The 20,530-nt window shown below is 65.1% G+C and carries 20 protein-coding genes and 2 pseudogenes; 11 read left to right on the forward strand and 11 right to left on the reverse strand.

The window, feature by feature from the left end; all coding sequences use genetic code 11:
• The 8 genes and pseudogenes from G3N61_RS23275 to G3N61_RS23310 form a co-directional block, all read left to right on the forward strand.
• Positions 1–544: pseudogene (locus tag G3N61_RS23275) on the forward strand (anti-sigma factor); the annotation flags it as partial.
• A 304-nt stretch (positions 545–848) separates the two neighbouring features.
• Positions 849–1,223 (forward strand): 30S ribosomal protein S6, encoded by a 375-nt coding sequence (gene rpsF / locus G3N61_RS23280; protein ID WP_006402295.1) that lies wholly within the window; start codon positions 849–851, stop codon positions 1,221–1,223.
• A gap of 40 nt (positions 1,224–1,263) precedes the next feature.
• Positions 1,264–1,563 (forward strand): primosomal replication protein N, encoded by a 300-nt coding sequence (gene priB / locus G3N61_RS23285; protein ID WP_006486250.1) that lies wholly within the window; start codon positions 1,264–1,266, stop codon positions 1,561–1,563.
• 2 nt (positions 1,564–1,565) lie between these two features.
• A complete protein-coding gene (gene rpsR / locus G3N61_RS23290; RefSeq protein ID WP_004193360.1) occupies positions 1,566–1,841 on the forward strand; it encodes a 30S ribosomal protein S18 in 276 nt (91 codons plus the stop codon).
• 27 nt (positions 1,842–1,868) lie between these two features.
• Positions 1,869–2,321, forward strand: coding sequence for a 50S ribosomal protein L9 (gene rplI, locus G3N61_RS23295; protein ID WP_039366989.1), 453 nt, complete (start codon positions 1,869–1,871; stop codon positions 2,319–2,321).
• A gap of 144 nt (positions 2,322–2,465) precedes the next feature.
• Entirely contained in the window at positions 2,466–3,848 is a 1,383-nt protein-coding gene (locus G3N61_RS23300; RefSeq protein WP_011352313.1) for a replicative DNA helicase, read from the forward strand.
• 139 nt (positions 3,849–3,987) lie between these two features.
• Positions 3,988–4,614, forward strand: coding sequence for a DUF47 domain-containing protein (locus G3N61_RS23305; protein ID WP_043188175.1), 627 nt, complete (start codon positions 3,988–3,990; stop codon positions 4,612–4,614).
• Positions 4,615–4,624: 10 nt separating this feature from the next.
• Positions 4,625–5,635: an inorganic phosphate transporter gene (locus G3N61_RS23310; RefSeq protein ID WP_043188176.1), complete on the forward strand. Its 1,011-nt coding sequence runs from the start codon at positions 4,625–4,627 to the stop codon at positions 5,633–5,635.
• Positions 5,636–5,774: 139 nt separating this feature from the next.
• Here the strand turns inward: G3N61_RS23310 and G3N61_RS23315 are convergent, their stop codons facing one another.
• Positions 5,775–6,869 (reverse strand): C40 family peptidase, encoded by a 1,095-nt coding sequence (locus G3N61_RS23315; protein WP_205823700.1) that lies wholly within the window; start codon positions 6,867–6,869, stop codon positions 5,775–5,777.
• Positions 6,870–7,109: 240 nt separating this feature from the next.
• Complete coding sequence (locus G3N61_RS23320) at positions 7,110–8,912, reverse strand: PhoH family protein (protein ID WP_043188179.1); 1,803 nt, start codon at positions 8,910–8,912, stop codon at positions 7,110–7,112.
• Between G3N61_RS23320 and G3N61_RS39680 the strand changes: the two are divergent.
• Positions 8,808–9,052: pseudogene (locus G3N61_RS39680) on the forward strand (hypothetical protein); the annotation flags it as partial. The gene G3N61_RS23320 and the pseudogene G3N61_RS39680 sit on opposite strands and share 105 nt — an antisense overlap.
• A gap of 192 nt (positions 9,053–9,244) precedes the next feature.
• Here the strand turns inward: G3N61_RS39680 and G3N61_RS23325 are convergent.
• The 9 genes from G3N61_RS23325 to G3N61_RS23365 all read right to left on the reverse strand — a co-directional run bounded on the left by G3N61_RS23325 (position 9,245) and on the right by G3N61_RS23365 (position 17,597).
• Positions 9,245–9,706, reverse strand: a complete 462-nt coding sequence (locus tag G3N61_RS23325) for a peroxiredoxin (RefSeq protein ID WP_006756046.1) — start codon at positions 9,704–9,706, stop codon at positions 9,245–9,247.
• 114 nt (positions 9,707–9,820) lie between these two features.
• Positions 9,821–10,717, reverse strand: a complete 897-nt coding sequence (locus G3N61_RS23330; protein ID WP_043188182.1) for a polysaccharide deacetylase family protein — start codon at positions 10,715–10,717, stop codon at positions 9,821–9,823.
• 13 nt (positions 10,718–10,730) lie between these two features.
• Entirely contained in the window at positions 10,731–11,786 is a 1,056-nt protein-coding gene (locus G3N61_RS23335; protein ID WP_051890217.1) for a bifunctional UDP-4-keto-pentose/UDP-xylose synthase, read from the reverse strand.
• A complete protein-coding gene (locus tag G3N61_RS23340; RefSeq protein ID WP_043188183.1) occupies positions 11,783–12,730 on the reverse strand; it encodes a formyltransferase in 948 nt (315 codons plus the stop codon). Before G3N61_RS23340 ends, G3N61_RS23335 begins: the two co-directional genes overlap by 4 nt.
• Positions 12,727–13,749, reverse strand: coding sequence for a glycosyltransferase (locus tag G3N61_RS23345; protein WP_043188186.1), 1,023 nt, complete (start codon positions 13,747–13,749; stop codon positions 12,727–12,729). The genes G3N61_RS23340 and G3N61_RS23345 overlap by 4 nt, the downstream gene beginning before the upstream one ends.
• A 6-nt stretch (positions 13,750–13,755) precedes the next feature.
• Positions 13,756–14,907 carry a DegT/DnrJ/EryC1/StrS aminotransferase family protein gene (locus G3N61_RS23350; protein ID WP_043188188.1) on the reverse strand — a complete coding sequence of 384 codons (1,152 nt, stop codon included), beginning with the start codon at positions 14,905–14,907 and terminating at the stop codon, positions 13,756–13,758.
• Between the two features lie 129 nt (positions 14,908–15,036).
• Positions 15,037–15,408 carry an SMR family transporter gene (locus G3N61_RS23355; RefSeq protein ID WP_059464372.1) on the reverse strand — a complete coding sequence of 124 codons (372 nt, stop codon included), beginning with the start codon at positions 15,406–15,408 and terminating at the stop codon, positions 15,037–15,039.
• Positions 15,409–15,421: 13 nt separating this feature from the next.
• The gene (locus G3N61_RS23360) at positions 15,422–17,098 is read right to left on the reverse strand and encodes a glycosyltransferase family 39 protein (protein WP_089450629.1); all 1,677 of its coding nucleotides are present in this window, start codon (positions 17,096–17,098) and stop codon (positions 15,422–15,424) included.
• A 124-nt stretch (positions 17,099–17,222) separates the two neighbouring features.
• The gene (locus G3N61_RS23365; protein WP_043188192.1) at positions 17,223–17,597 is read right to left on the reverse strand and encodes an Mth938-like domain-containing protein; all 375 of its coding nucleotides are present in this window, start codon (positions 17,595–17,597) and stop codon (positions 17,223–17,225) included.
• Positions 17,598–17,912: 315 nt separating this feature from the next.
• Between G3N61_RS23365 and G3N61_RS23370 the strand changes: the two genes are divergently transcribed.
• The gene (locus G3N61_RS23370; protein ID WP_043188194.1) at positions 17,913–19,151 is read left to right on the forward strand and encodes a pyridoxal phosphate-dependent aminotransferase; all 1,239 of its coding nucleotides are present in this window, start codon (positions 17,913–17,915) and stop codon (positions 19,149–19,151) included.
• Positions 19,152–19,201: 50 nt separating this feature from the next.
• Entirely contained in the window at positions 19,202–20,530 is a 1,329-nt protein-coding gene (locus G3N61_RS23375) for a homoserine dehydrogenase (RefSeq protein WP_043188196.1), read from the forward strand.

A 20,530-nucleotide genomic window follows, 5' to 3' on the forward strand; every position in this document is an offset into this window, starting at 1 on the left:
CGGCCCGGGGCCGCGCGTGGTGGCGCTGCCGGGGCTCGGCTGGGGCGTGGCGCTGATGGTCGCGCTGGCCGCGGCGGCCGGGATGGCGCTCACTGCACACCATGCCGAAACCGATCGCACGGTCGACGAACTCGTGGCGAGCCACGTGCGGGCGGGCCTGTCGGCGCGCGACATCGACGTGATCTCGACCGACCGGCACACGGTGAAGCCATGGTTCAACGGCCGGCTCGACTATGCACCGCCGGTCGAGGATCTCGCCGCGAGCGGCTTCGCGCTGGTCGGCGGCCGGCTCGATTACGTCGGGCATCGCCGCGTCGCGGTGCTCGTGTACCGCTATCGGCAGCACGTGATCGACGTCTACGTGCGGCCGGCCGGCGAAGGCAACGCGCAGGCGCCGTACGCGACCGTGTCGCAGGGCTACGCGCTCGATCGCTGGGACGCTGCGGGGATGACGTGGTGGGCCGTGACCGACGCCGAAGCGCCGGCACTGACCGCGTTCAGGACCGCGCTCGACGCGCGGCTCGCGGGGGCGCGCAGCGAATAGCGGCGGGGCCGCCCGCATCGCCGAAGGGGGCGAGGCGCGGGCAAGGGCGCCTGCGTCGGGCCCGCCGGAGGGCGGGCAGCCGGCGCGGATCGCACCGGCAAACGATCCGACCCCGAACGTGAAACGACCGCCCGCTGGCCGTTTCGGCGCCGCACACGGCTCAAGTCGTTGAAAACACGGCCGAATCCGGCGGGAAATCATCGATCGACCTTGCGCATGCCCCGTATCCGGGTTAGAATCTTCGGCTTCTCACTTGCCACACCGGTTCAGACGCCCGGGTGGCTTTAATCCATAAGGAGTGTGTATGCGTCATTACGAAATCGTATTCATCGTGCACCCCGATCAGAGCGAGCAAGTGCCCGCGATGATCGAGCGTTACAAGACCACGATCACGTCGCACGGCGGCCAGATCCACCGTGTCGAAGACTGGGGCCGTCGCCAGCTGGCCTACATGATCGAGAAACTCGCGAAGGCTCACTACGTCTGCATGAACATCGAGTGCGACCAGACGACGCTCGACGAACTCGAACACGCGTTCAAGTTCAACGACGCCGTGCTGCGTCACCTCATCGTCAAGATGAAGAAGGCCGAAACCGGCCCGTCGCCGATGATGAAGGAAGTTCAGCGCGAAGAAGCCAAGAAGGCGGCTGCAGCTCAGCCGACCGAAGCGCAGGCTTAAGTTCGTCGTTATTTAAGCCATCAAGGAGCGCGCCACTCACGTGAACAGGTTGCAATTGACGGCAAGCGTCGTCGAACGCGCACCGGTGCGATATACGCCGGCAGGTGTTCCGATCGCAAGCGCCACGTTGCATCACCGCACGGAAGTCGTCGAAGCAGGCATTCCCCGTCAGGTCGAAATGACGATCGAGGCGGTGGCGGCCGGTGAGGCGAGCGGCAAGCTGGAAAGCCGTGAAATGGGCGTCGAGACGCTGTTCACGGGCTTCCTGGCAAAGAAAAGCCGCAACGCGAGAACCTTGGTGTTTCACATCACAGCATTGCAGGACATTGGAAAGGACTGAACATGGCCCGCCCCACTGGTAAGAAATTCGACAAGCGTCGTCAGCAACAAAACCCGCTCTTCAAGCGCAAGAAGTTCTGCCGCTTCACGGCAGCCGGCGTCGAGCAGATCGACTACAAGGACACGGAAACGCTGAAGGACTTCATCGGCGAAAACGGCAAGATCACGCCGGCTCGTCTGACGGGTACGAAGGCGCACTATCAGCGTCAGCTGGACACGGCAATCAAGCGTGCGCGTTTCCTCGCGCTGCTGCCGTACACCGATCAGCACAAGGCGTAATCAGGCGACGCAATAAGGAGAATTCGAATGCAAATCATTCTGTTGGAAAAAGTCGCCAATCTGGGCAACCTCGGCGATATCGTCAAGGTCAAGGACGGTTACGCTCGCAACTTCCTGATCCCGAACCGCAAGGCTCGCCGTGCAACGAAGGAAGCGATCGCCGAATTCGAAGTTCGCCGCGCTGAACTCGAAAAGATCGCCGCTGAAAAGCTGGCAGCATCGCAGGCAGTCGGCGAGAAGCTGAACGGCCAGTCGTTCGAAATCACGCAGAAGTCGGGCGTTGACGGCCGTCTGTTCGGCTCGGTCACGAACGGCGACGTCGCGGAACTGCTGAAGAAGGCAGGTTTCGAAGTCGAGAAGCTGCAAGTTCGCATGCCGGAAGGCCCGCTGAAGATGATCGGCGAGCACAGCGTCCAGGTCGCGCTGCACACGGACGTCGTCGTCGACGTCACGATCAACGTGATCGGCGACCACGCGTAAGCGTACGCAAGCTTTCCGGGCGGCTTCCGCCGTCCGGACAAGGGCAGGCGCCCGGGAAACCGGGGCCTGCCTTTTTTATTGCCCGCTCGCCGGCGACTGCCTCTCGCTGGCGTCGTCGTAGGTTATTCGCGATAATCCCAACCCATGAACGCGCCGCAAGATCCTCAAATCGAATCGCTGAAAGTCCCGCCGCACTCGGTCGAAGCCGAACAATCGGTGCTCGGCGGCCTGTTGCTCGACAACGCGGCCTGGGACCGGATTGCCGACTTCCTGTCGCAGGGCGATTTCTACCGCTACGACCACCGGATCATCTACGAGCACATCGGCCGCCTGATCGCGTCGACGCGCCCGGCCGACGTCGTGACCGTGTACGAAGCGCTGACCACGTCCGGCAAGGCCGATGACGTCGGCGGGCTCGCGTACCTGAACGCCCTCGCGCAGAACACGCCGAGCGCTGCGAACATCCGCCGCTATGCGGAAATCGTGCGCGACCGCGCGGTGCTGCGCCGGCTCGTGTCGGTCGCCGACGAAATCTCGGCCGATGCGTTCAACCCGCAGGGCAAGGAAGTCCGCCAGCTGCTCGACGAAGCCGAGTCGAAGGTGTTTTCGATCGCCGAAGACGGCGCGCGTGGCAACCAGGGCTTCCTCGAGATCGGCCCGCTGCTGACCCAGGTCGTCGAGCGCATCGACACGCTGTACCACACCGCGAACCCGAGCGACGTCACGGGCACGCCGACGGGCTTCGTCGACCTCGACCGGATGACGTCCGGGATGCATGGCGGCGAACTGATCATCGTCGCGGGGCGCCCATCGATGGGTAAGACGGCCTTCTCGATGAACATCGGAGAATACGTCGCAGTCGAGTACGGGCTGCCGGTGGCGGTGTTCTCGATGGAAATGCCGGGCACCCAGCTCGTGATGCGTATGCTCGGCTCGATCGGCCGGCTCGACCAGCACCGGATGCGGACGGGCCGCCTGACGGACGAGGATTGGCCGAAGCTGACGCACGCGGTGCAGAAGATGAGCGAGGCGCAGCTTTTCATCGACGAAACGGGCGGCCTGAACCCGATGGAATTGCGCTCGCGGGCGCGGCGTCTTGCGCGGCAATGCGGCAAGCTCGGCCTGATCATCGTCGACTACCTGCAGCTGATGTCGGGTTCGTCGCAGGGCGAGAACCGCGCGACGGAAATTTCGGAAATCTCGCGATCGCTGAAGAGCCTCGCGAAGGAACTCGACGTGCCGGTGATCGCGCTGTCGCAGCTGAACCGCGGCCTCGAACAACGCCCGAACAAACGCCCGGTGATGTCGGACTTGCGTGAATCTGGCGCAATCGAACAGGATGCGGACGTGATCCTGTTCATTTACCGTGACGAAGTTTACAACCCGGACAGCCCCGACAAGGGCACGGCCGAGATCATCATCGGCAAGCAGCGTAACGGTCCGATCGGCCCCGTTCGACTCACGTTCCTGGGGCAATACACGAAGTTCGACAACTTTGCAGGGGCGCAGACCTTCTACGGCGAGTAACGCCGGTTTGTAAAGCCCTAAATCGCCAAGCGTTGTATCCAATCCCGGCGCGCGCATGTGCGCGCGTCGCGTCGCGACCGAAAACGGTACAATGTCGCCCGTTTTCGTGACAGTAGTTTGACAATCTCTCAGGAATCCCATGTTCGGTCGATTCATGCCCACCGAGGGCAAGTTCTTTGAACTTTTCAATGCGCACGCGAAGTACATCGTTTCCGGTGGTCGCGAGCTCGAACTGCTGATCGACAATCTCGCCGATGCCGAGATTCACAAGCAAAACGTGCAGACGGCCGAAAAGGCCGCAGACAAGCTCACGCACGAAACGATCGATCTGCTGCACAAGACCTTCATCACGCCGCTCGATCGCGACGAGATCCACAAGCTGATCACGACGATGGACGACATCCTCGACCTGATGGAGGACGTCGCGACGGCCGTGTCGCTGTACGACGTGCGTGCCGTCACGTCCGAAGCGAGCCAGCTCGCGCACATTGTCACGCAGTCGGCGCAGCACGTGCAGCAGGCCGTCGGCATGCTGTCCGACATGAAGCAGTCGGCGCAGATCCTCAAGGCGTGCGAGGAGATCGACCGCTGGGAGTCGGAGGCCGATCGGGTGCTGCGCGCGGCAATGTCGAAGCTGTTCCGCGAGGAAGACGACGTGAAGACGCTCATCAAGCTGAAGGCGATCTACGAGCTGCTCGAAGAGATCACCGACAAGTGCGAGGACGTCGCGAACATCATCGAAGGCATCGTGCTGGAAAACGCCTGAGCGGACCACGATGCATTCGATACAACTCGCCCTATGGATGGTCGCGACGCTGGTGCTCGTCGCGCTCGTATTCGACTTCATGAACGGCTTTCACGACGCGGCGAACTCGATCGCCACCGTCGTGTCCACCGGGGTGCTGAAACCCCAGCAGGCCGTCGTGTTCGCGGCGGCGTTCAACGTCATCGCGTATTTCATCTTCCACCTGAAAGTCGCGCAGACCGTCGGTAAAGGCACGATCGATCCCGAGATCGTCGACCACTACGTCGTGTTCGGTGCGCTGATCGGTGCGATCGGCTGGAACGTGATCACGTGGTACTACGGGATTCCGTCGAGCTCGTCGCATGCGCTGATCGGCGGTCTGGTCGGCGCAGCGCTCGCGAAGTCCGGCTGGAGTTCGCTGAACATCGACGGGCTGCTGAAGACCATCGCGTTCATCTTCATTTCGCCGCTGCTCGGTTTCATCCTCGGCTCGCTGTTCATGCTCGGCGTGTCGTGGCTGTATTTCCGTACCGCGCCCAGCAAGGTCGACCGGCGCTTCCGCCGGTTGCAGCTGCTGTCGGCCGGGCTGTACAGCCTCGGCCACGGCGGCAACGACGCGCAGAAGACGATCGGCATCATCTGGATGCTGCTGATCGCGACGGGCTATGCGTCGGCGACCGCCGATGCGCCGCCCGCGTGGGTGATCGGCGCGTGCTATCTGTCGATGGGCCTCGGCACGCTGTTCGGTGGCTGGCGCATCGTGCGCACGATGGGCCAGAAGATCACGAAGCTCAAGCCGGTCGGTGGTTTCTGTGCGGAAACCGGCGGTGCGATGACGCTGTTCCTCGCATCGTTCCTCGGCATTCCGGTGTCGACCACGCACACGATCACCGGCGCGATCGTCGGTGTCGGCGCGACGCAGAAGTTGTCGGCCGTGCGCTGGGGCGTCGCCGGCAACATCGTGTGGGCATGGGTGCTGACGCTGCCCGCGTCCGCGCTGTTCGCGGCGGGCGGATGGTGGCTCGGCCACCAGATCTTCTGATCACCGACGCTGACGGATCGACATGAAATGCGCCGCAAGCCGAAAGGCTGCGGCGCATTTTCTTTTGGAACGGGGTGTTCGTGGCGGACGATGAGCGACGGATGCGGGCCGAGGTGACCGGCGTGGCTGGCGAAGCGGGTCAGTAACTTCCGTTCGCGAACCGTGCAATCGGATCGTCTGCGGTGGCAGTGCGCGGGCTGGCGGGGGCGGATTGCGTCGACGCGCGCAATACCTGGACAGGGGCGGGCTCGGCGTTGCGCGGTGACGTCGCTGCGACGGCGGGCGGCGGTTCCGTATCGAAGGCGGCAGCCTGGGCAGCTGTCAGGGCCGTTGTCGGAATCCGTGTGCCGACCTCGGCTGGGCCGGCCGGCGCGGTATTCGCCGCCACGGCGGCGGTGCCCGTGCCGTCATTCACGGACGTTGCCTGCTGTTGAGCGGCCTGCATGCGCGGCGGCGGCGGTTCATACGGGTCGGCCGACGCGGCTGCAGGGGCGGCCGTGGTGGTCGACGCGACCTGCGTGGCCGGCATGACCGGTGCGGGTGCCTGGGCCGCGGCAGGTTGCGGCGGTGCATAGGCCGGTTGCCGCGGCGCGGCGGCAGTGACGACCACCGGGGCAGGTGCGACCGCCGGCGCGCTGCGCGGCTCGTCACGCTTCGCCTCGTAGGTCGGCGCATCGAACGGCGTAGGCGCCCCGCGCGGCGGCGCGACCCGGCGAATGCCGTCGAATCGCTTGGCCCAGTATGGGTTCGTCAAGTAGTCGAGCCGCACGGTACCGCCCGTCGACGGCGCGTTGACGAAGCGCAGCTTGCCGACATAGATGCCGACGTGCGAATGTGGCCGTCCGGTCGTATTGAAGAAGATCAGGTCGCCCGGCGCGACCTGGTCGGGATCGATCGACACGCCGCGGCCGCTCATGTCGGCGGTCGTGCGCGGCAGGTTCACGTCGGCCGCACGGCCGATCACGTAGCGCACGAGCCCGCTGCAGTCGAAGCCGCTCGTCGGCGTGTTGCCGCCCCAGCGATACGGGACGCCGACGAGGCTCATCGCCTGGATCGAGATTTCTTCCTGGCCGACGCTGTGATCGACGAACTTCGGGAAATTGGCGGGGGCGGGGAATGCGCGCGGCGTCGTGATCTTCATGCCCGAGGCGGGACGCGATGCCGACTGCGGCGGCACGCTGGAGCAGGCCGCAAGCAGTGAAACGACAGCAACGGGAACCCAGATTCGAAGCATGGCAAGGCGGGCGAGCGCGACACGCTCGCGAATCGTATGACAACAGACAGACCCGATGGTAGACGCTCCGGCGGGGCTTAAGCAACCATTCTTGAGAATTTACTTGAAGTTTCGCGCGTAAACCGGGGTGTTGCGTGACGATGTATTACTTGTGATTCCGACCCCAAATAAAAACGGCGCTCCGGAAACGGAGCGCCGCGAGGCGTCGGGTGCCGGCCGACCGGCCGGTACAACGCGTGATTACAGGATGTCCGACGCGTAGTCGGCGAGCCGCGAGCGTTCGCCGCGCGCGAGCGTCACGTGGCCGCTGTGGCCCCAGCCCTTGAAGCGGTCGACCACGTACGTGAGGCCCGAGCTGCCTTCGGTCAGGTAAGGCGTATCGATCTGCGCGATGTTGCCGAGGCACACGATCTTCGTGCCGGGGCCCGCGCGCGTGACGAGCGTCTTCATCTGCTTCGGCGTCAGGTTCTGCGCTTCGTCGATGATCAGGTACTTGTCGACGAACGTGCGGCCGCGCATGAAGTTCATGCTCTTGACCTTCAGGCGCGAACGGATCAGTTCCTGCGTCGCCGCGCGCCCCCATTCGCCGGCAGCGTCGTCGGTCTTCTGCAGCACTTCGAGGTTGTCGTCGAATGCGCCCATCCACGGCTGCATCTTCTCTTCCTCGGTGCCCGGCAGGAAACCGATGTCCTCGCCGACGGGCACGGTCGCGCGCGTCACGATGATCTCGTTGTAGCGCTTGTCGTCGAGCACCTGCGCGAGGCCGGCCGCGAGCGCGACGAGCGTCTTGCCGGTACCGGCCTGGCCGAGCAGCGTGACGAAGTCGATCTCGGGGTTCATCAGCAGGTTCAGCGCGAAGTTCTGCTCGCGGTTGCGCGCGGTGATGCCCCACACGTTGTTCTTGTGGTGGCTGTAGTCGCGCAGCGTCTGCAGCAGCGCCGTCTTGCCGTTCAGTTCGCGGACGATCGCATGGAACGTCGGCTCGCCGTTCTGCGGCTCGAGATAGACGAACTCGTTGACGAGCATCGACGCGACGAGCGGGCCCGTCACGCGGTAGTACGTGGTGCCCGTCTTCGTGTCCTGCCAGCTCTCCATGCCCTTCGCATGCTTGGTCCAGAAGTCCTGCGGCAGTTCGCGCACGCCGTTGTACAGGAGGTCTTTATCCTCGAGCACCTGGTCGTTGAAGTAGTCTTCAGCGGGCAGGCTGAGCGCGTGCGCCTTGATCCGCATGTTGATGTCTTTCGACACCAGCACGACCTGGCGATCGGGCCGGTCGCGCTGCAGCGCACGCACGACGCCGAGGATCTGGTTGTCGGCCTTGCCTTCGGGCAAGCCTTCGACGGGCGCGATGTCCGCAAGCTTCGTCTGGAAGTACAGGCGGCCGAGCGCTTCGCGGCTGCCGAGGCGCGACAGCGGGATGCCGGCCGTGATCGGGCCGGCATCGGCGACGAGCGCGTCGAGCGTGCGGCTGACCTGGCGTGCGTTGCGCGCGACTTCGGACATCCCCTTCTTGTGGTTGTCGAGTTCCTCGAGCGTCATCATCGGCAGATAGACGTCGTGTTCCTCGAAGCGGAAGAGGCTGCTCGGGTCGTGCATCAGCACGTTGGTGTCGAGCACGAACAGTTTCTGCAGTTCGGCTTCGGCGGGCTTGCGGCTGCGCGACTTCGTCGCGGCGCCGGTATCGCGCGCGGGGGCGGCGGCCGGTTTGTCGGCAGCCGGTTTGTCGTTGCGTGCAACGACCGGTGCCGCGGGTTCGGCGGGCGCCGGCATCGGCTGCAGCAGGGCAGCCGTCTGTTTGGTCTTGCGGCCGCGTGCGGGTGCGCTCGCGGTGTCTTGCGCCGAAGATGCGACGGCGCGCAGCGGCGCGGCCGTGTTTGCGGCTTCGGTCATCGGTTGGGCCACGCTAGCCGGACCAAAGTCACCGGCTGTGGATGCGTCCCCTTCGGCGGATTTCTTCGCGGCTTTCGCGGGCCGCGCTTTCGCCTTGTATTCGTCGGGCGGCAGCAGGCTGCCGAGCTTGCTGGGGGGAGTAGGCAAAGGCATGGTGTCCCTCGGGAGGAATCGTGTCGCATGGCGTGCGCCGCTGATCGCATCCTGCGTGACGTAGACGCATGCAGTTTGCGCGCGGTGGCGCACAGGAAGTTCGTCTAGCCGGTTCGCCTAGGTGTCGGTCAGCTCCTTGACGCGGTGAGGGCCGGACCGGGGGCCGGCGCGCGATCCATAAAAAAAGCCGCTGCCTCGTCGAAAGAGGCATGCGGCTCGGCTGATACCGTCGTAATGCGCGTCAGGTGCCGGCAAGCATCGCAACGAGCACCGGCGCAGCTACGAGAAATATGGGGCGAACTGGCATTCATTGCGGCCCAATATAACGCGCCTCAAAGCGCTTGTACAGCACTTAGCACGTCGTCCACATGCCCCGGTACCTTGATGCCGCGCCATGCCTGGCGAAGCACGCCGTCGGCGTCGATCAGGAACGTGGAACGCTCGATTCCGCGTACTTCCTTGCCATACATTTTCTTCATCTTGATGACATCGAACAGCGCGCACAGCGCTTCGTCGGCATCGGAAATCAGCGGGAACGGCAGTTCGAGCTTTGCCTTGAAATTGTCATGCGAGCGCAGGCTGTCGCGCGACACGCCGATGACTTCCGCACCGGCTTTCTTGAACTTCGGATAGAGATCGCGGAACTGCAGCCCTTCGGTCGTGCAGCCCGGCGTGTTGTCCTTCGGATAGAAGTACAGCACGAGCTTCTTGCCCTTCAGGTCGGACAGCGAAATGTCGCCGCCCGTGGCCGGTGCGGTGAAATCGGGAACTTGACGGTCAACTTCGACGGACACGTGTTTCTCCTGTTGTTATGGAGGCGCACAGCCGCCGCGATGCGTGCGGGTGGCGCGCGGCGGCAACTGTGCGGGAAGGTCTGGAGAGCGGCGCCGGCGTGCGCCTGGACGAACTCAGTCGGGCTGGACGATCAGTTCGCCGGAGCGGCCGGGGATTTCGCCCCACGTGACAGGGTACGATGGCAGCGAGTCGCGGTCCAGCGTCGCGTGATAGTCGCCCATCGTCGCAAACGTGTGGCCTTGCGCACGCCAGCCGGCGAGCAGTTGCTCGAACACGGGCGCGAGCTTCTGGCCTTCCAGTTCCGCATGCAGCGTGAACACCTGGTCGTGCGGATTGGTTTCGGTGAACTTGAGGATGTGCGCGGCGACGTTGTGCGTGTCGACGCCGTCGATGCCGAGCACTTCGTCGAGCGTCGGCAGCGTGGTGGGCATCTGCACGTGCGACAGCGTGCGGCCGTCGACGACCGGCAGGTACGGCGAGTGGCCGCGACCATCGGACGCATAGCGCATCCCCCAGGCGTCGATCTGCTCGAATGCGGAATCGTTCATCTGCCAGCCCGCTGCGCCGTGCGTGACGGGCGGCGCACCGAAGATATCGATGAAGCGCGCGTGACTCTTCTGCATTTCACGAGCGGTCCAGTCGCGGTCGCGCACGCGGACGTTGTCCTGCCAGTACACGTGATCCCACGTGTGGATCCCGCATTCGAAGCCGGCTTCGTGAATCGCGCGCATGTCGGCGATCGCGCGGCGGCCGATGTCGGGGCCCGGCAGCAGCACGCCGTACATCAGCTGCTTCACGCCGTAGTGCTCGACCACCGACGTGCGCGACACTTTCTTCAGGAAGCCGGGGCGGAACACGCGCCGCAGCGCCCAGCCCGTGTGATCCGGGCCGAGGCTGAAGAGGAAGGTCGCGCGCGCACTGAAGCGGTCGAAGATACGCGCGAGGTTCGGCACGCCTTCGCGCGTGCCGCGCAGCGTGTCGACGTCGATCTTGAGGACGATACGAGCCAAGCGAGCGTCCCGATCAGCCTTGCTGTTCGACGAGCGCGCGCGCGTCGGCGACGTGGCCGCGATACGCTTCGAAGATGTTGCGCAGTGCGTCGTCGAACGTCGCTTGCGGCGCCCAGCTGAGTTCCTGCATCGTGTTCTCGATCTTCGGCACGCGGTTCTGCACGTCCTGGTAGCCGTTGCCGTAGTAGGCGCCGGACGTCGTCTCGACGAGCTTCACCTGCTTGGCCGAATCGGCGTACTCCGGGAATTCGGCCGCCAGTTCGAGCATCTTGTGCGCGAGTTCGCGAACCGAGAAATTGTTCTTCGGATTCCCGATGTTGTAGATCTTGCCCGACGCGACGCCGTCCTTGTTCTCGATGATCTTCATCAGCGCGCTGATGCCGTCGCCGATGTCGGTGAACGCACGCTTCTGCGAGCCGCCGTCGACGAGGCTGATGTTCTCGCCGCGCACGATGTGGCCGAGGAACTGCGTGACCACGCGCGAGCTGCCTTCCTTCGGCGTGTAGATCGAGTCGAGGCCCGGGCCGATCCAGTTGAACGGGCGGAACAGCGTGAAGTTCAGGCCTTCCATCCCGTAACCCCAGATCACGCGGTCCATCAGCTGCTTCGAGCACGCGTAGATCCAGCGCGGCTTGTTGATCGGGCCGTAGGTGAGGGCCGACGCATCCGGGTCGAACTGCTCGTCCGAGCACATGCCGTAGACCTCGGAGGTCGACGGGAACACGAGGTGCTTGCCGTACTTGACGGCCGAACGCACGATCGGCAGGTTCGCCTCGAAGTCGAGTTCGAACACGCGCAGCGGCTGCTGGACGTAGGTGGCGGGCGTCGCGATCGCGACGAGCGGCAGGATCACGTCGCACTTCTTCACGTGATACTCGACCCACTCCTTGTTGATCGTGATGTCGCCTTCGAAGAAATGCATCCGCTCGTGGTTGACGAGGTCGCCCAGTCGATCGGTCTGCATGTCCATGCCGAACACTTCCCAATCGGTGGTTTCAAGAATGCGCTTGGACAGGTGATGGCCGATGAAGCCGTTCACACCCAGGATCAGGACTTTTTTTGCTTTCATGAATGACGGGAAGAATGAATGAACTGCGCGAATTCCGCGGGCGTCACGACGGTTTCGCTGCCGTCGCGCTGCTGCCACAGCTCGAGAATGGATAGGGCGCGGCTGTCGCCGCAGACGCCGAATAGCGCATTATCGCTTACGTGCAGGCCGGGCGGCAAATCCGCGGCGGCGGCCGCCGCCGCGCTGCCGGGTGCCGCGAGGCGCGCGCGCGCGATCACGAAACGCGTGCCGTCGACGTCCGTGAACGCGCCCGGATACGGGGGCGCGACCGCGCGCACCAGGTTATAGACCTGCGCGGCCGGCTTCGACCAGTCGACGCGGCCATCCTCGGGCTTGCGCCCGCCGTAGTAGCTGCCGGTGGCGAGATCGTTCGGCAGGTGCGGCGCCTCGCCCGCGAGCAGTGCGGGCAGGACGCGCCAGAGCGTCTGTTCGGCGGCTACCGTGACCTTGTCGAACACCTGCGTGGCCGTGTCGTCCGGCAGGATCGGCACCGCGGTTTGTCCGATGATTGCACCCGCGTCGGGCTTGGCGGCCATCTCGTGCAGCGTCGCGCCGGTTTCGGTTTCGCCGTTCAGCACCGCCCAGTTGGTCGGTACCCGACCCCGGTATTTCGGCAGCATCGAACCATGCATGTTGTACGCACCGCGCGGTGCGATCGCGAGCAGGTCCACCGGCAGCATGTGCCGGTAATAGAACGAGAAGATGAAGTCGGGCTGCGCGTCGGATACCGCGCGGCGCAGCGCCGGATCGGCGGGATCGGCCGGCGTGACGACCGGAATCCCGTGCTCGGCCGCGACGGACGCGACACTGCCGAACCAGATGTTCTCGTTCGGGTTGTCCTCGTGCGTGACGACGAGTGCGACGTCGACACCGCGCGCGAGCAGCACCTGCAGGCACCGCACGCCGACGTTGTGATAGGCGAAGACGACTGCGCGCGGCTTCATTGCGTGGCCCCCGAGCGGTTTGCGCCGGCCGGCACCGCCGGCACGCCGTCGTGCTGTTCGAGCACGGCCTGGATCAGGTAGCGCGGCCGCGCGCGCACCTGCTGGTAGATGCGGCCGACGTATTCGCCGAGCAGGCCGAGCGCGAAGATGATCACGCCGAGCAGGAAGAACGTGATGGCGAACAGCGTGAACACGCCTTGCACTTCCGCGCCGACGATGAAGCGGCGCACGAGCAGCAGCACGAACAGCGCGGCGGAGCCGATCGACAGGATCACGCCGATGAACGACAGCCACTGCAGCGGCACGACCGAGAAGCCCGTCACGAGGTCGAAGTTCAGGCGGATCAGGCTGTACAGCGAGTACTTCGACTCGCCGGCGAAACGCTCCTCGTGCGCGACCTCGATCTCGGTCGGGTTCTGCGCGAACGTATACGCGAGTGCGGGGATGAACGTGTTGACTTCGCCGCACACGTTGATCGTGTCGATGATGCGGCGGCTGTACGCGCGCAGCATGCAGCCCTGGTCGGTCATCTTGATGCGCGTGATGCGCTCACGCAGACGGTTCATCATCTGCGACGCCTTGCGTCGCCACAGGCTGTCCTGGCGCTGCTTGCGGATCGAGCCGACGTAGTCGTAGCCCTCGCGCATCTTCGCGATCAGCTTGCCGATTTCCTCGGGCGGGTTCTGCAGGTCGGCATCGAGCGTGATGACGATCTCGCCGCGCGATTGCGCGAAGCCGGCGAGGATCGCCATGTGCTGGCCGTAGTTGCCGTTGAGCAGCACGATGCGCGTCGTGTCGGGACGTACGTGGAACTGATCGGCGAGCATCGCGGCCGAGCGGTCGCGGCTGCCGTCGTTGATCAGGATCACTTCGTACGATGTGTCGAGTGCGTCGAGCGCCGGATACAGCCGTGCGAACAGCGCAGCGAGGCCGTCTTCCTCGTTGTACACGGGGATGATGATCGATACTTCGGGCTGCCCGGCGACCGGATGCCCGGCGCGTGCTTCAAGGTGACTCATGTACGCTTATTTTCCGTATTGTTCGCAAATCTGGTTGATGGCGTCGACCACGCGACGCACGTCGCCTTCCGTCATCTGCGTGAAGAGCGGCAGCGTGACGGTCGACGCGCCGTACCGTTCGGCGTGGGGGAACATGCCCTCCTTGAAGCCGCGCGCACGGTACAGCGTGAAAAGATGGATCGCCGGGTAGTGGATGCCCGTGCCGATGCCGCGTTCCTTCAGCTGCGCCATGAACTCGGCGCGCGAGATCGTCAGCCGTTCGAGCGGCAGCGTGATCAGGAACATGTGCCAGTTGCCGTTCTCGAATTCGGCGATCGGCAGGCCGACGCCGAGCTTCACGGCCGCACTGCCGTCGAACGCGGCGAAATACGCGCGCGCGAGCGCGCGGCGCTGCGCGGTGAAGCGCTCGAGGTGGGGCAACTGGCCGAGGCCGACGCGCGCAGCGACGTCGGTCAGGTTGTACTTGCCGCCGAGCACGTCACAGTCCATCCCGTCGAAGCCGGTGCGCGTGATGCCCTGCAGCCGGTACTTCTGCGCGAGCGTCGCTTCTTCCTCGTTGTTCAGCACGAGGGCGCCGCCTTCGATCGTCGTCAGGTTCTTGTTCGCGTGGAAGCTGAACGACACGATGTCGCCGATCGCGCCGATGCGCTTGCCGTTCCACGTCGAGCCGAACGCCTGCGCCGCATCCTCGATCACGCGCAGCTTGTGCGCGCGCGCGATCGCGTACAGGCGGTCCATGTCGACCGGCAGGCCGGACAGGAACACGGGGATGATCGCCTTCGTGCGCGGCGTGATCGCCTGCTCGAGCTTGTCGAGGTCGATGTTGCGCGTGACGGGATCGATGTCGGCGAACACGGGCGTCGCGCCGGTTTCGATGATCACGTTGCTGGTCGAGACCCACGACGCCGGCGTCGTGATCACCTCGTCGCCGGCACCGACGCCCGCGATGCGCAGGCCGATCTCGAGCGTGCAGGTGCCCGAGTTGAACGCGCGGACCGGACGGCCGCCGCAGTACTCGGACAGCGCCGCTTCGAATTTCTGGCTCTGCGGGCCGGTGGTGATCCAGCCCGAGCGCAGCACTTCGACGACGCCCTGGATGGTTTCCTCATCGATCTCGGGGCGGGTGAACGGCAGAAACGGAGCGGTAGTCTGGCTCATGTACGCTTTGGCCTGTAATGGCGTGTAATAAAAGGGTCGGGCGGTCCCGGCCGAAACCGGCATTAGACACCGGTTGGCGGAATCGCACCGTGATTTTTTGTAGGCGGACGCTTAACGCGGCGGCCTTGCTCAGCTTCGCGCGAGGACCAGCACGCCGATCAGGATGATGCCGATGCCGATGAGCCGCTGGACCGACAGCACTTCGCCGAACAGGTACCAGGCGGCGAACGCGTTGACGACGTAGCCGAGCGACAGCATCGGGTACGCGATCGACACGTCGACCCGCGACAGCCCGAGGATCCAGACCACGACGCTCAGCACGTAGCAGCCGAGGCCGCCGATGATCGGCAATTGGGTCGCGATCTTCAGGCCGACCGGGATGATGTTCGCACGGCTGAATTCGAAGTGTCCAACGGCGTTGACGCCGGCTTTCAGCAGAAGTTGCGCACAGGCGTTGAGCATCACGCCAGTGATGATGCAGACGAACGAAACGGGATTCATGCGGCAGGCGTCCTTACGATTGCGGTTTCTCGACGATCACGCGGCGGTTGTCGCGCGCAACGACGCGCATCGGCACGCCTTGCTTGACCAGGGTGTCGTACTGGCCGGGCGACATGATCGCGAGTGCATGGGTTTCCTGCTTCCAGCGCGTGATCCACTCGTCGACGGTCGGAATCCACTTGTTCGGCTCCATCGAGATCCCGAACGCGAGCTCGTCCTGGCGCTGGACCATGATCGTCGTGTGGCCCATATAGAACGGGAACGTGTGGTCGAGCATCTCGATCGAGTAGAACGGCGTGTCGGCCGGCAGCTTCGCGAGTTCGGCGCGTACCGCGGGCGCGAGCAGCGCGCCCGAGCTGTAGCGGCCGAACTCGTCGTGGCCGGTACCGCCGATCGTGCCGAACGCGAACCAGGCGGCGCCGAACGCGACGAGCGCGGCGGCCACGCTCGCGCGGCGGTTCAGCCACGCGGCCGCGAGCGTCAGGGCGGCCGCGATTGCGAGGCCCGCGTACAGCCACATCTGGAACGCGCGGTACAGCGCGTTCGGCGTGCGGGCGTCGCCCTGGTACGCGAGCGCGATGATCCCGAACGCCGCGACGACGAAGAACACGAGATAGCCGAGCAGATGGCGGCGGAACCGGTCGGCGCTCATCAGCGGCAGGTACGCGCCGATGATCAGCGCGAGCGCCGGCGCGACCGGCAGCACGTACGAGATCAGCTTCGAATGCGACGCGCTGAAGAACAGGAAGATGAATGCGCTCCAGATCAGCAGCACGAGCATCGGCGAGAAGCCGTTCGGCTGGCGCGGCATCCGCAGCGCATGGCGGATGCTCTGCCACGCGACCGACAGCCACGGCAGGAAGCCGACCAGCAGCACGGGCACGAAGTAGTAGAGCGGGCCCGGGCGGTTCTGTTCCGGGGTCAGATACCGGCGGAACTGCTGGACGATGAAGAAGAAGTTGAAGAACTCGGGGTTGCGCTGCTGGACGAGCACGAACCACGGCGTGACGATCGCGAAGAAGATCACGAGGCCGCTCACCAGGTACAGGCGCTTCCACAGCGCCCAGTCGCGCGCGATCAGTGTGTAGAGCACCAGCACGGCGCCCGGCAGGATCAGGCCGACGAGGCCCTTCGACAGCACCGCGAACGCCATCGCGGCCCAGCATGCCCACATCCAGCCGCGCGCCGCGGCCGGGCGCAGCCCGGGCCGCTGCGCGAGCAGCAGCGAGCACAGCGACAGCGTCATCCAGAACGCCAGCCCCATGTCGAGCGCGTTGAAGTGGCCCATCAGGTTCCAGTACGGCGACGACGCGAGCACGACGGCCGCGAGGAAGCCCGACAGCGGGTTGAACAGGCGCGCGCCGGTGAAGCCGATCAGCAGGATGCCGGCGAAGCTGGCGACGGCCGTGTAGAGGCGGGCCTGCCATTCGCCGATGCCGAACCACGCGAACGTGAGCGCGTTCATCCAGGTCTGCAGCGGCGGCTTCTCGAAGTACTTGTAGCCGTTGTAGCGCGGCGTGATCCAGTCGCCGGTGACGAACATCTCGCGCGCCATTTCCGCGTAGCGGCCCTCGTCGCTCGGGATCAGGTGGCGCAGCCCGAGCGGCGCGAACCAGACGATCGCGAGCGCGATGACGAGGAGGACGAGCGTGATGCGATTGAGCGGTAGCCTCGACGGCGTATCGTTCATGGATTTTCAGCCTGTTGGTTATTGTGACGGGCCGCCGGCGGGTTGCGCCGGGGGCGGGCGGCCTGGCCGGGCCGATCCGGGGGATCGACCCGCTGCGCCGGCCCGAGTTTTACCGCATCGGGGATTAACGTTCAATTAAGAGCGCGGCGGCGACTTTGCGGCCTTCGGCCATCAGGATGTTGTAGGTGCGGCAGGCGGCCTGGAAATCCATCGTCTCGACGCCGATCCGCTTCGCGGTGAGCGCTGCGACGAGCCGCGGGTGCGGGAAGCGCAGCCGCGCGCCGCTGCCGAAGATCACGAGTTCGGGCGTCGGGTCGAGCAGCATCGCGAAATGCTCGGGCGCGAGCGCGTCGAACGACGACACGGGCCATACCTGGACCGGCGCGCCGGGCAGTACGATGACGCTCGTTTCATGGCGTTCGAGATTGACGTCGACATAATCGGGGCCGTAGCCGGTGACGGTGTTGAGCGCGCCGCTCGCGTCCTGGTGCAGTTTCAAATCGGTATTCCGCGGTTCCGTAGGGGAATGTGGTGCAGGGCCACACGGGCCCGGATGGCCGGTTTCGCTTGCCTGAGCACGCGGGGCGCCTGACGGCGCGGCCCCGGCGCGGCTATGGTGCATTGCGAAAGTCAGCCAAAATCCGCTAAATTATAACTTTTTGGTCGCCCCCGGGCGCCACTTGCGTCGCGCGTCGCCACAAGCCGCGCCCGACCGCCCGCTTTTTCCCAGTCTAGACAGCGCGCACAGACCGGCCGCTTTCCAGTTTTGATCCCGTCCCCCCGGCCGCAAGGCCAACCCAGGAACCGTGTCGTCGTGAAACCGATTCAGAAGTCGAACAAGCTGCTCAACGTCTGCTACGACATCCGTGGCCCGGTGCTCGAGCACGCGAAGCGCCTCGAGGAAGAAGGCCACCGCATCATCAAGCTGAACATCGGCAACCTCGCGCCGTTCGGTTTCGACGCGCCGGACGAGATCATCCAGGACATGATCCGCAATTTGCCGACGTCGTCCGGCTATTCGGATTCGAAGGGCGTGTTCTCGGCGCGCAAGGCCGTGATGCACTACACGCAGGAAAAGGGCGTCGTGGGCGTCGGCCTCGACGACATCTACATCGGCAACGGCGCGTCCGAACTGATCGTGATGGCGACCCAGGCGCTCCTGAACGACGGCGACGAAGTGCTGCTGCCCGCGCCCGACTACCCGCTGTGGACGGCGGCGGTCAGCCTGTCGGGCGGCACGCCGGTGCATTACATCTGCGACGAGCAGAACGCATGGATGCCCGATCTCGACGACATCCGCCGCAAGATCACGCCGAACACGAAGGCGATCGTCGTGATCAACCCGAACAACCCGACGGGCGCGCTTTATTCAGACGAATTGCTGCTCGAACTGCTCGCGATCGCGCGCCAGCACGGGCTGATCGTGTTCGCCGACGAGGTGTACGACAAGATCGTCTACGACGGCCTCGAGCACACGGCGCTGGGCTCGCTGTCGGAGGACGTGATCACCGTCACGTTCAACAGCCTGTCGAAGAGCTATCGCTCGTGCGGCTACCGCGCGGGCTGGATGGCCGTGTCGGGCCTCGGCGGCGACAACCGCCGGCACGCGAAGGATTATCTCGAGGGGCTCGGCATCCTGTCGTCGATGCGCCTGTGCGCGAACGTGCCCGGGCAGTTCGCGATCCAGACGGCGCTCGGCGGCTACCAGAGCATCAACGAGCTGATCGTGCCGAGCGGGCGCCTGTACAAGCAGCGCGAACTCGCGTATGACATGCTCACGTCGATCCCGGGCGTGACCTGCGTGAAGCCGCAGGCCGCGCTGTACATGTTCCCGCGCCTCGACCCGAAGCTTTATCCGATCCAGAACGACCAGCAGTTCATTCTCGACCTGCTGCTCGAGGAGCGCGTATTGCTCGTGCAGGGCACGGGCTTCAACTGGACGACGCCGGACCACTTCCGCGTGGTCTTCCTGCCGAACCTCGACGATCTGACCGATTCGATCAACCGGATCGCACGCTTCCTCGACGGCTATCGCAAGCGCCATACGGCGTAAGCGGCAGCCCGGACGAAACCTATTCTTTTTACTCATCGATCACACGCAGCATGGAACCGATCAAAGTTGGCCTGTTGGGCTTCGGCACGGTAGGCAGCGGCACCTTCACGGTGCTGGGCCGCAACCAGGAAGAAATCAAGCGACGCGCGGGGCGCGGCATCGAGGTGACGCGCATTGCGGTGCGCAACCCGGCCAAGGCGCTGGCTGCGCTCGGCGGCGATGCCGGCGCCGCGCAGATCACCGACGATTTCAACGCAGTCGTCGATGATCCGTCGATCGCAATCGTCGCCGAGATGATCGGCGGCACGGGCATCGCGCGCGAGCTCGTGCTGCGCGCGATCGCGAACGGCAAGCACGTCGTGACGGCCAACAAGGCGCTGCTCGCGGTGCACGGCACCGAGATCTTCGAGGCCGCGCGCGCGAAGGGCGTGATGGTCGCGTTCGAAGCGGCCGTCGCCGGCGGCATCCCGATCATCAAGGCGCTGCGCGAAGGCCTGACCGCGAACCGCATCCAGTACATCGCGGGCATCATCAACGGCACGACCAACTACATCCTGTCGGAAATGCGCGACCGCGGGCTCGACTTCGCGACCGCGCTGAAGGCCGCGCAGGAGCTCGGCTACGCGGAAGCCGATCCGACCTTCGACATCGAAGGCGTCGACGCCGCGCACAAGGCGACGATCATGAGCGCGATCGCGTTCGGCGTGCCGGTGCAGTTCGACCGCGCGTACGTCGAGGGCATCAGCAAGCTCGACGCGACCGACATCCGCTACGCGGAAGAGCTCGGCTACCGGATCAAGCTGCTCGGCATCACGCGCCGTGCCGAAAACGGCATCGAGCTGCGTGTGCACCCGACGCTGATCCCGGAGAAGCGCCTGCTCGCGAACGTCGAGGGTGCAATGAACGCGGTCGTCGTGCACGGCGACGCGGTCGGCACGACGCTGTACTACGGCAAGGGCGCGGGCGCGGAGCCGACCGCTTCGGCCGTGGTCGCGGATCTCGTCGACGTCACGCGCCTGCACACGGCGGACCCCGAGCACCGCGTGCCGCATCTCGCGTTCCAGCCCGACAGCCTGTCGAACACGCCGATCCTGCCGATCGAGGAAGTGACGAGCGGCTATTACCTGCGCCTGCGCGTCGCCGACCAGACGGGCGTGCTGGCCGACATCACGCGCATCCTTGCTGCGTCGGGCATCTCGATCGACGCGCTGCTGCAGAAGGAATCGGAGCAGGTCGACGACGCGAACGGCGAAACCGACATCATCCTGATCACGCACGTCACGCTCGAGAAGAACGTGAATGCGGCGATCGCGCAAATCGAGAGCCTCGAGACGGTGGTATCGAAGGTGACGAAGCTGCGCATGGAAGCGCTGAACTGA

This window comes from Burkholderia sp. Ac-20349 (genome assembly GCF_017104865.1).
Classification (GTDB): domain Bacteria; phylum Pseudomonadota; class Gammaproteobacteria; order Burkholderiales; family Burkholderiaceae; genus Burkholderia; species Burkholderia aenigmatica.

Coding starts and splice junctions, on each gene's coding strand:
- G3N61_RS23320 (WP_043188179.1), bottom strand. CDS start 8,912: ATGCCTTTGCCTACTCCCCCCAGCAAGCTCGGCAGCCTGCTGCCGCCC.
- G3N61_RS23345 (WP_043188186.1), bottom strand. CDS start 13,749: ATGAGTCACCTTGAAGCACGCGCCGGGCATCCGGTCGCCGGGCAGCCC.
- G3N61_RS23375 (WP_043188196.1), top strand. CDS start 19,202: ATGGAACCGATCAAAGTTGGCCTGTTGGGCTTCGGCACGGTAGGCAGC.
- rpsR (WP_004193360.1), top strand. CDS start 1,566: ATGGCCCGCCCCACTGGTAAGAAATTCGACAAGCGTCGTCAGCAACAA.
- G3N61_RS23315 (WP_205823700.1), bottom strand. CDS start 6,869: ATGCTTCGAATCTGGGTTCCCGTTGCTGTCGTTTCACTGCTTGCGGCC.
- G3N61_RS23360 (WP_089450629.1), bottom strand. CDS start 17,098: ATGAACGATACGCCGTCGAGGCTACCGCTCAATCGCATCACGCTCGTC.
- rpsF (WP_006402295.1), top strand. CDS start 849: ATGCGTCATTACGAAATCGTATTCATCGTGCACCCCGATCAGAGCGAG.
- G3N61_RS23340 (WP_043188183.1), bottom strand. CDS start 12,730: ATGAAGCCGCGCGCAGTCGTCTTCGCCTATCACAACGTCGGCGTGCGG.
- rplI (WP_039366989.1), top strand. CDS start 1,869: ATGCAAATCATTCTGTTGGAAAAAGTCGCCAATCTGGGCAACCTCGGC.
- G3N61_RS23355 (WP_059464372.1), bottom strand. CDS start 15,408: ATGAATCCCGTTTCGTTCGTCTGCATCATCACTGGCGTGATGCTCAAC.
- G3N61_RS23350 (WP_043188188.1), bottom strand. CDS start 14,907: ATGAGCCAGACTACCGCTCCGTTTCTGCCGTTCACCCGCCCCGAGATC.
- G3N61_RS23310 (WP_043188176.1), top strand. CDS start 4,625: ATGCATTCGATACAACTCGCCCTATGGATGGTCGCGACGCTGGTGCTC.
- G3N61_RS23300 (WP_011352313.1), top strand. CDS start 2,466: ATGAACGCGCCGCAAGATCCTCAAATCGAATCGCTGAAAGTCCCGCCG.
- G3N61_RS23305 (WP_043188175.1), top strand. CDS start 3,988: ATGTTCGGTCGATTCATGCCCACCGAGGGCAAGTTCTTTGAACTTTTC.
- G3N61_RS23335 (WP_051890217.1), bottom strand. CDS start 11,786: ATGAAAGCAAAAAAAGTCCTGATCCTGGGTGTGAACGGCTTCATCGGC.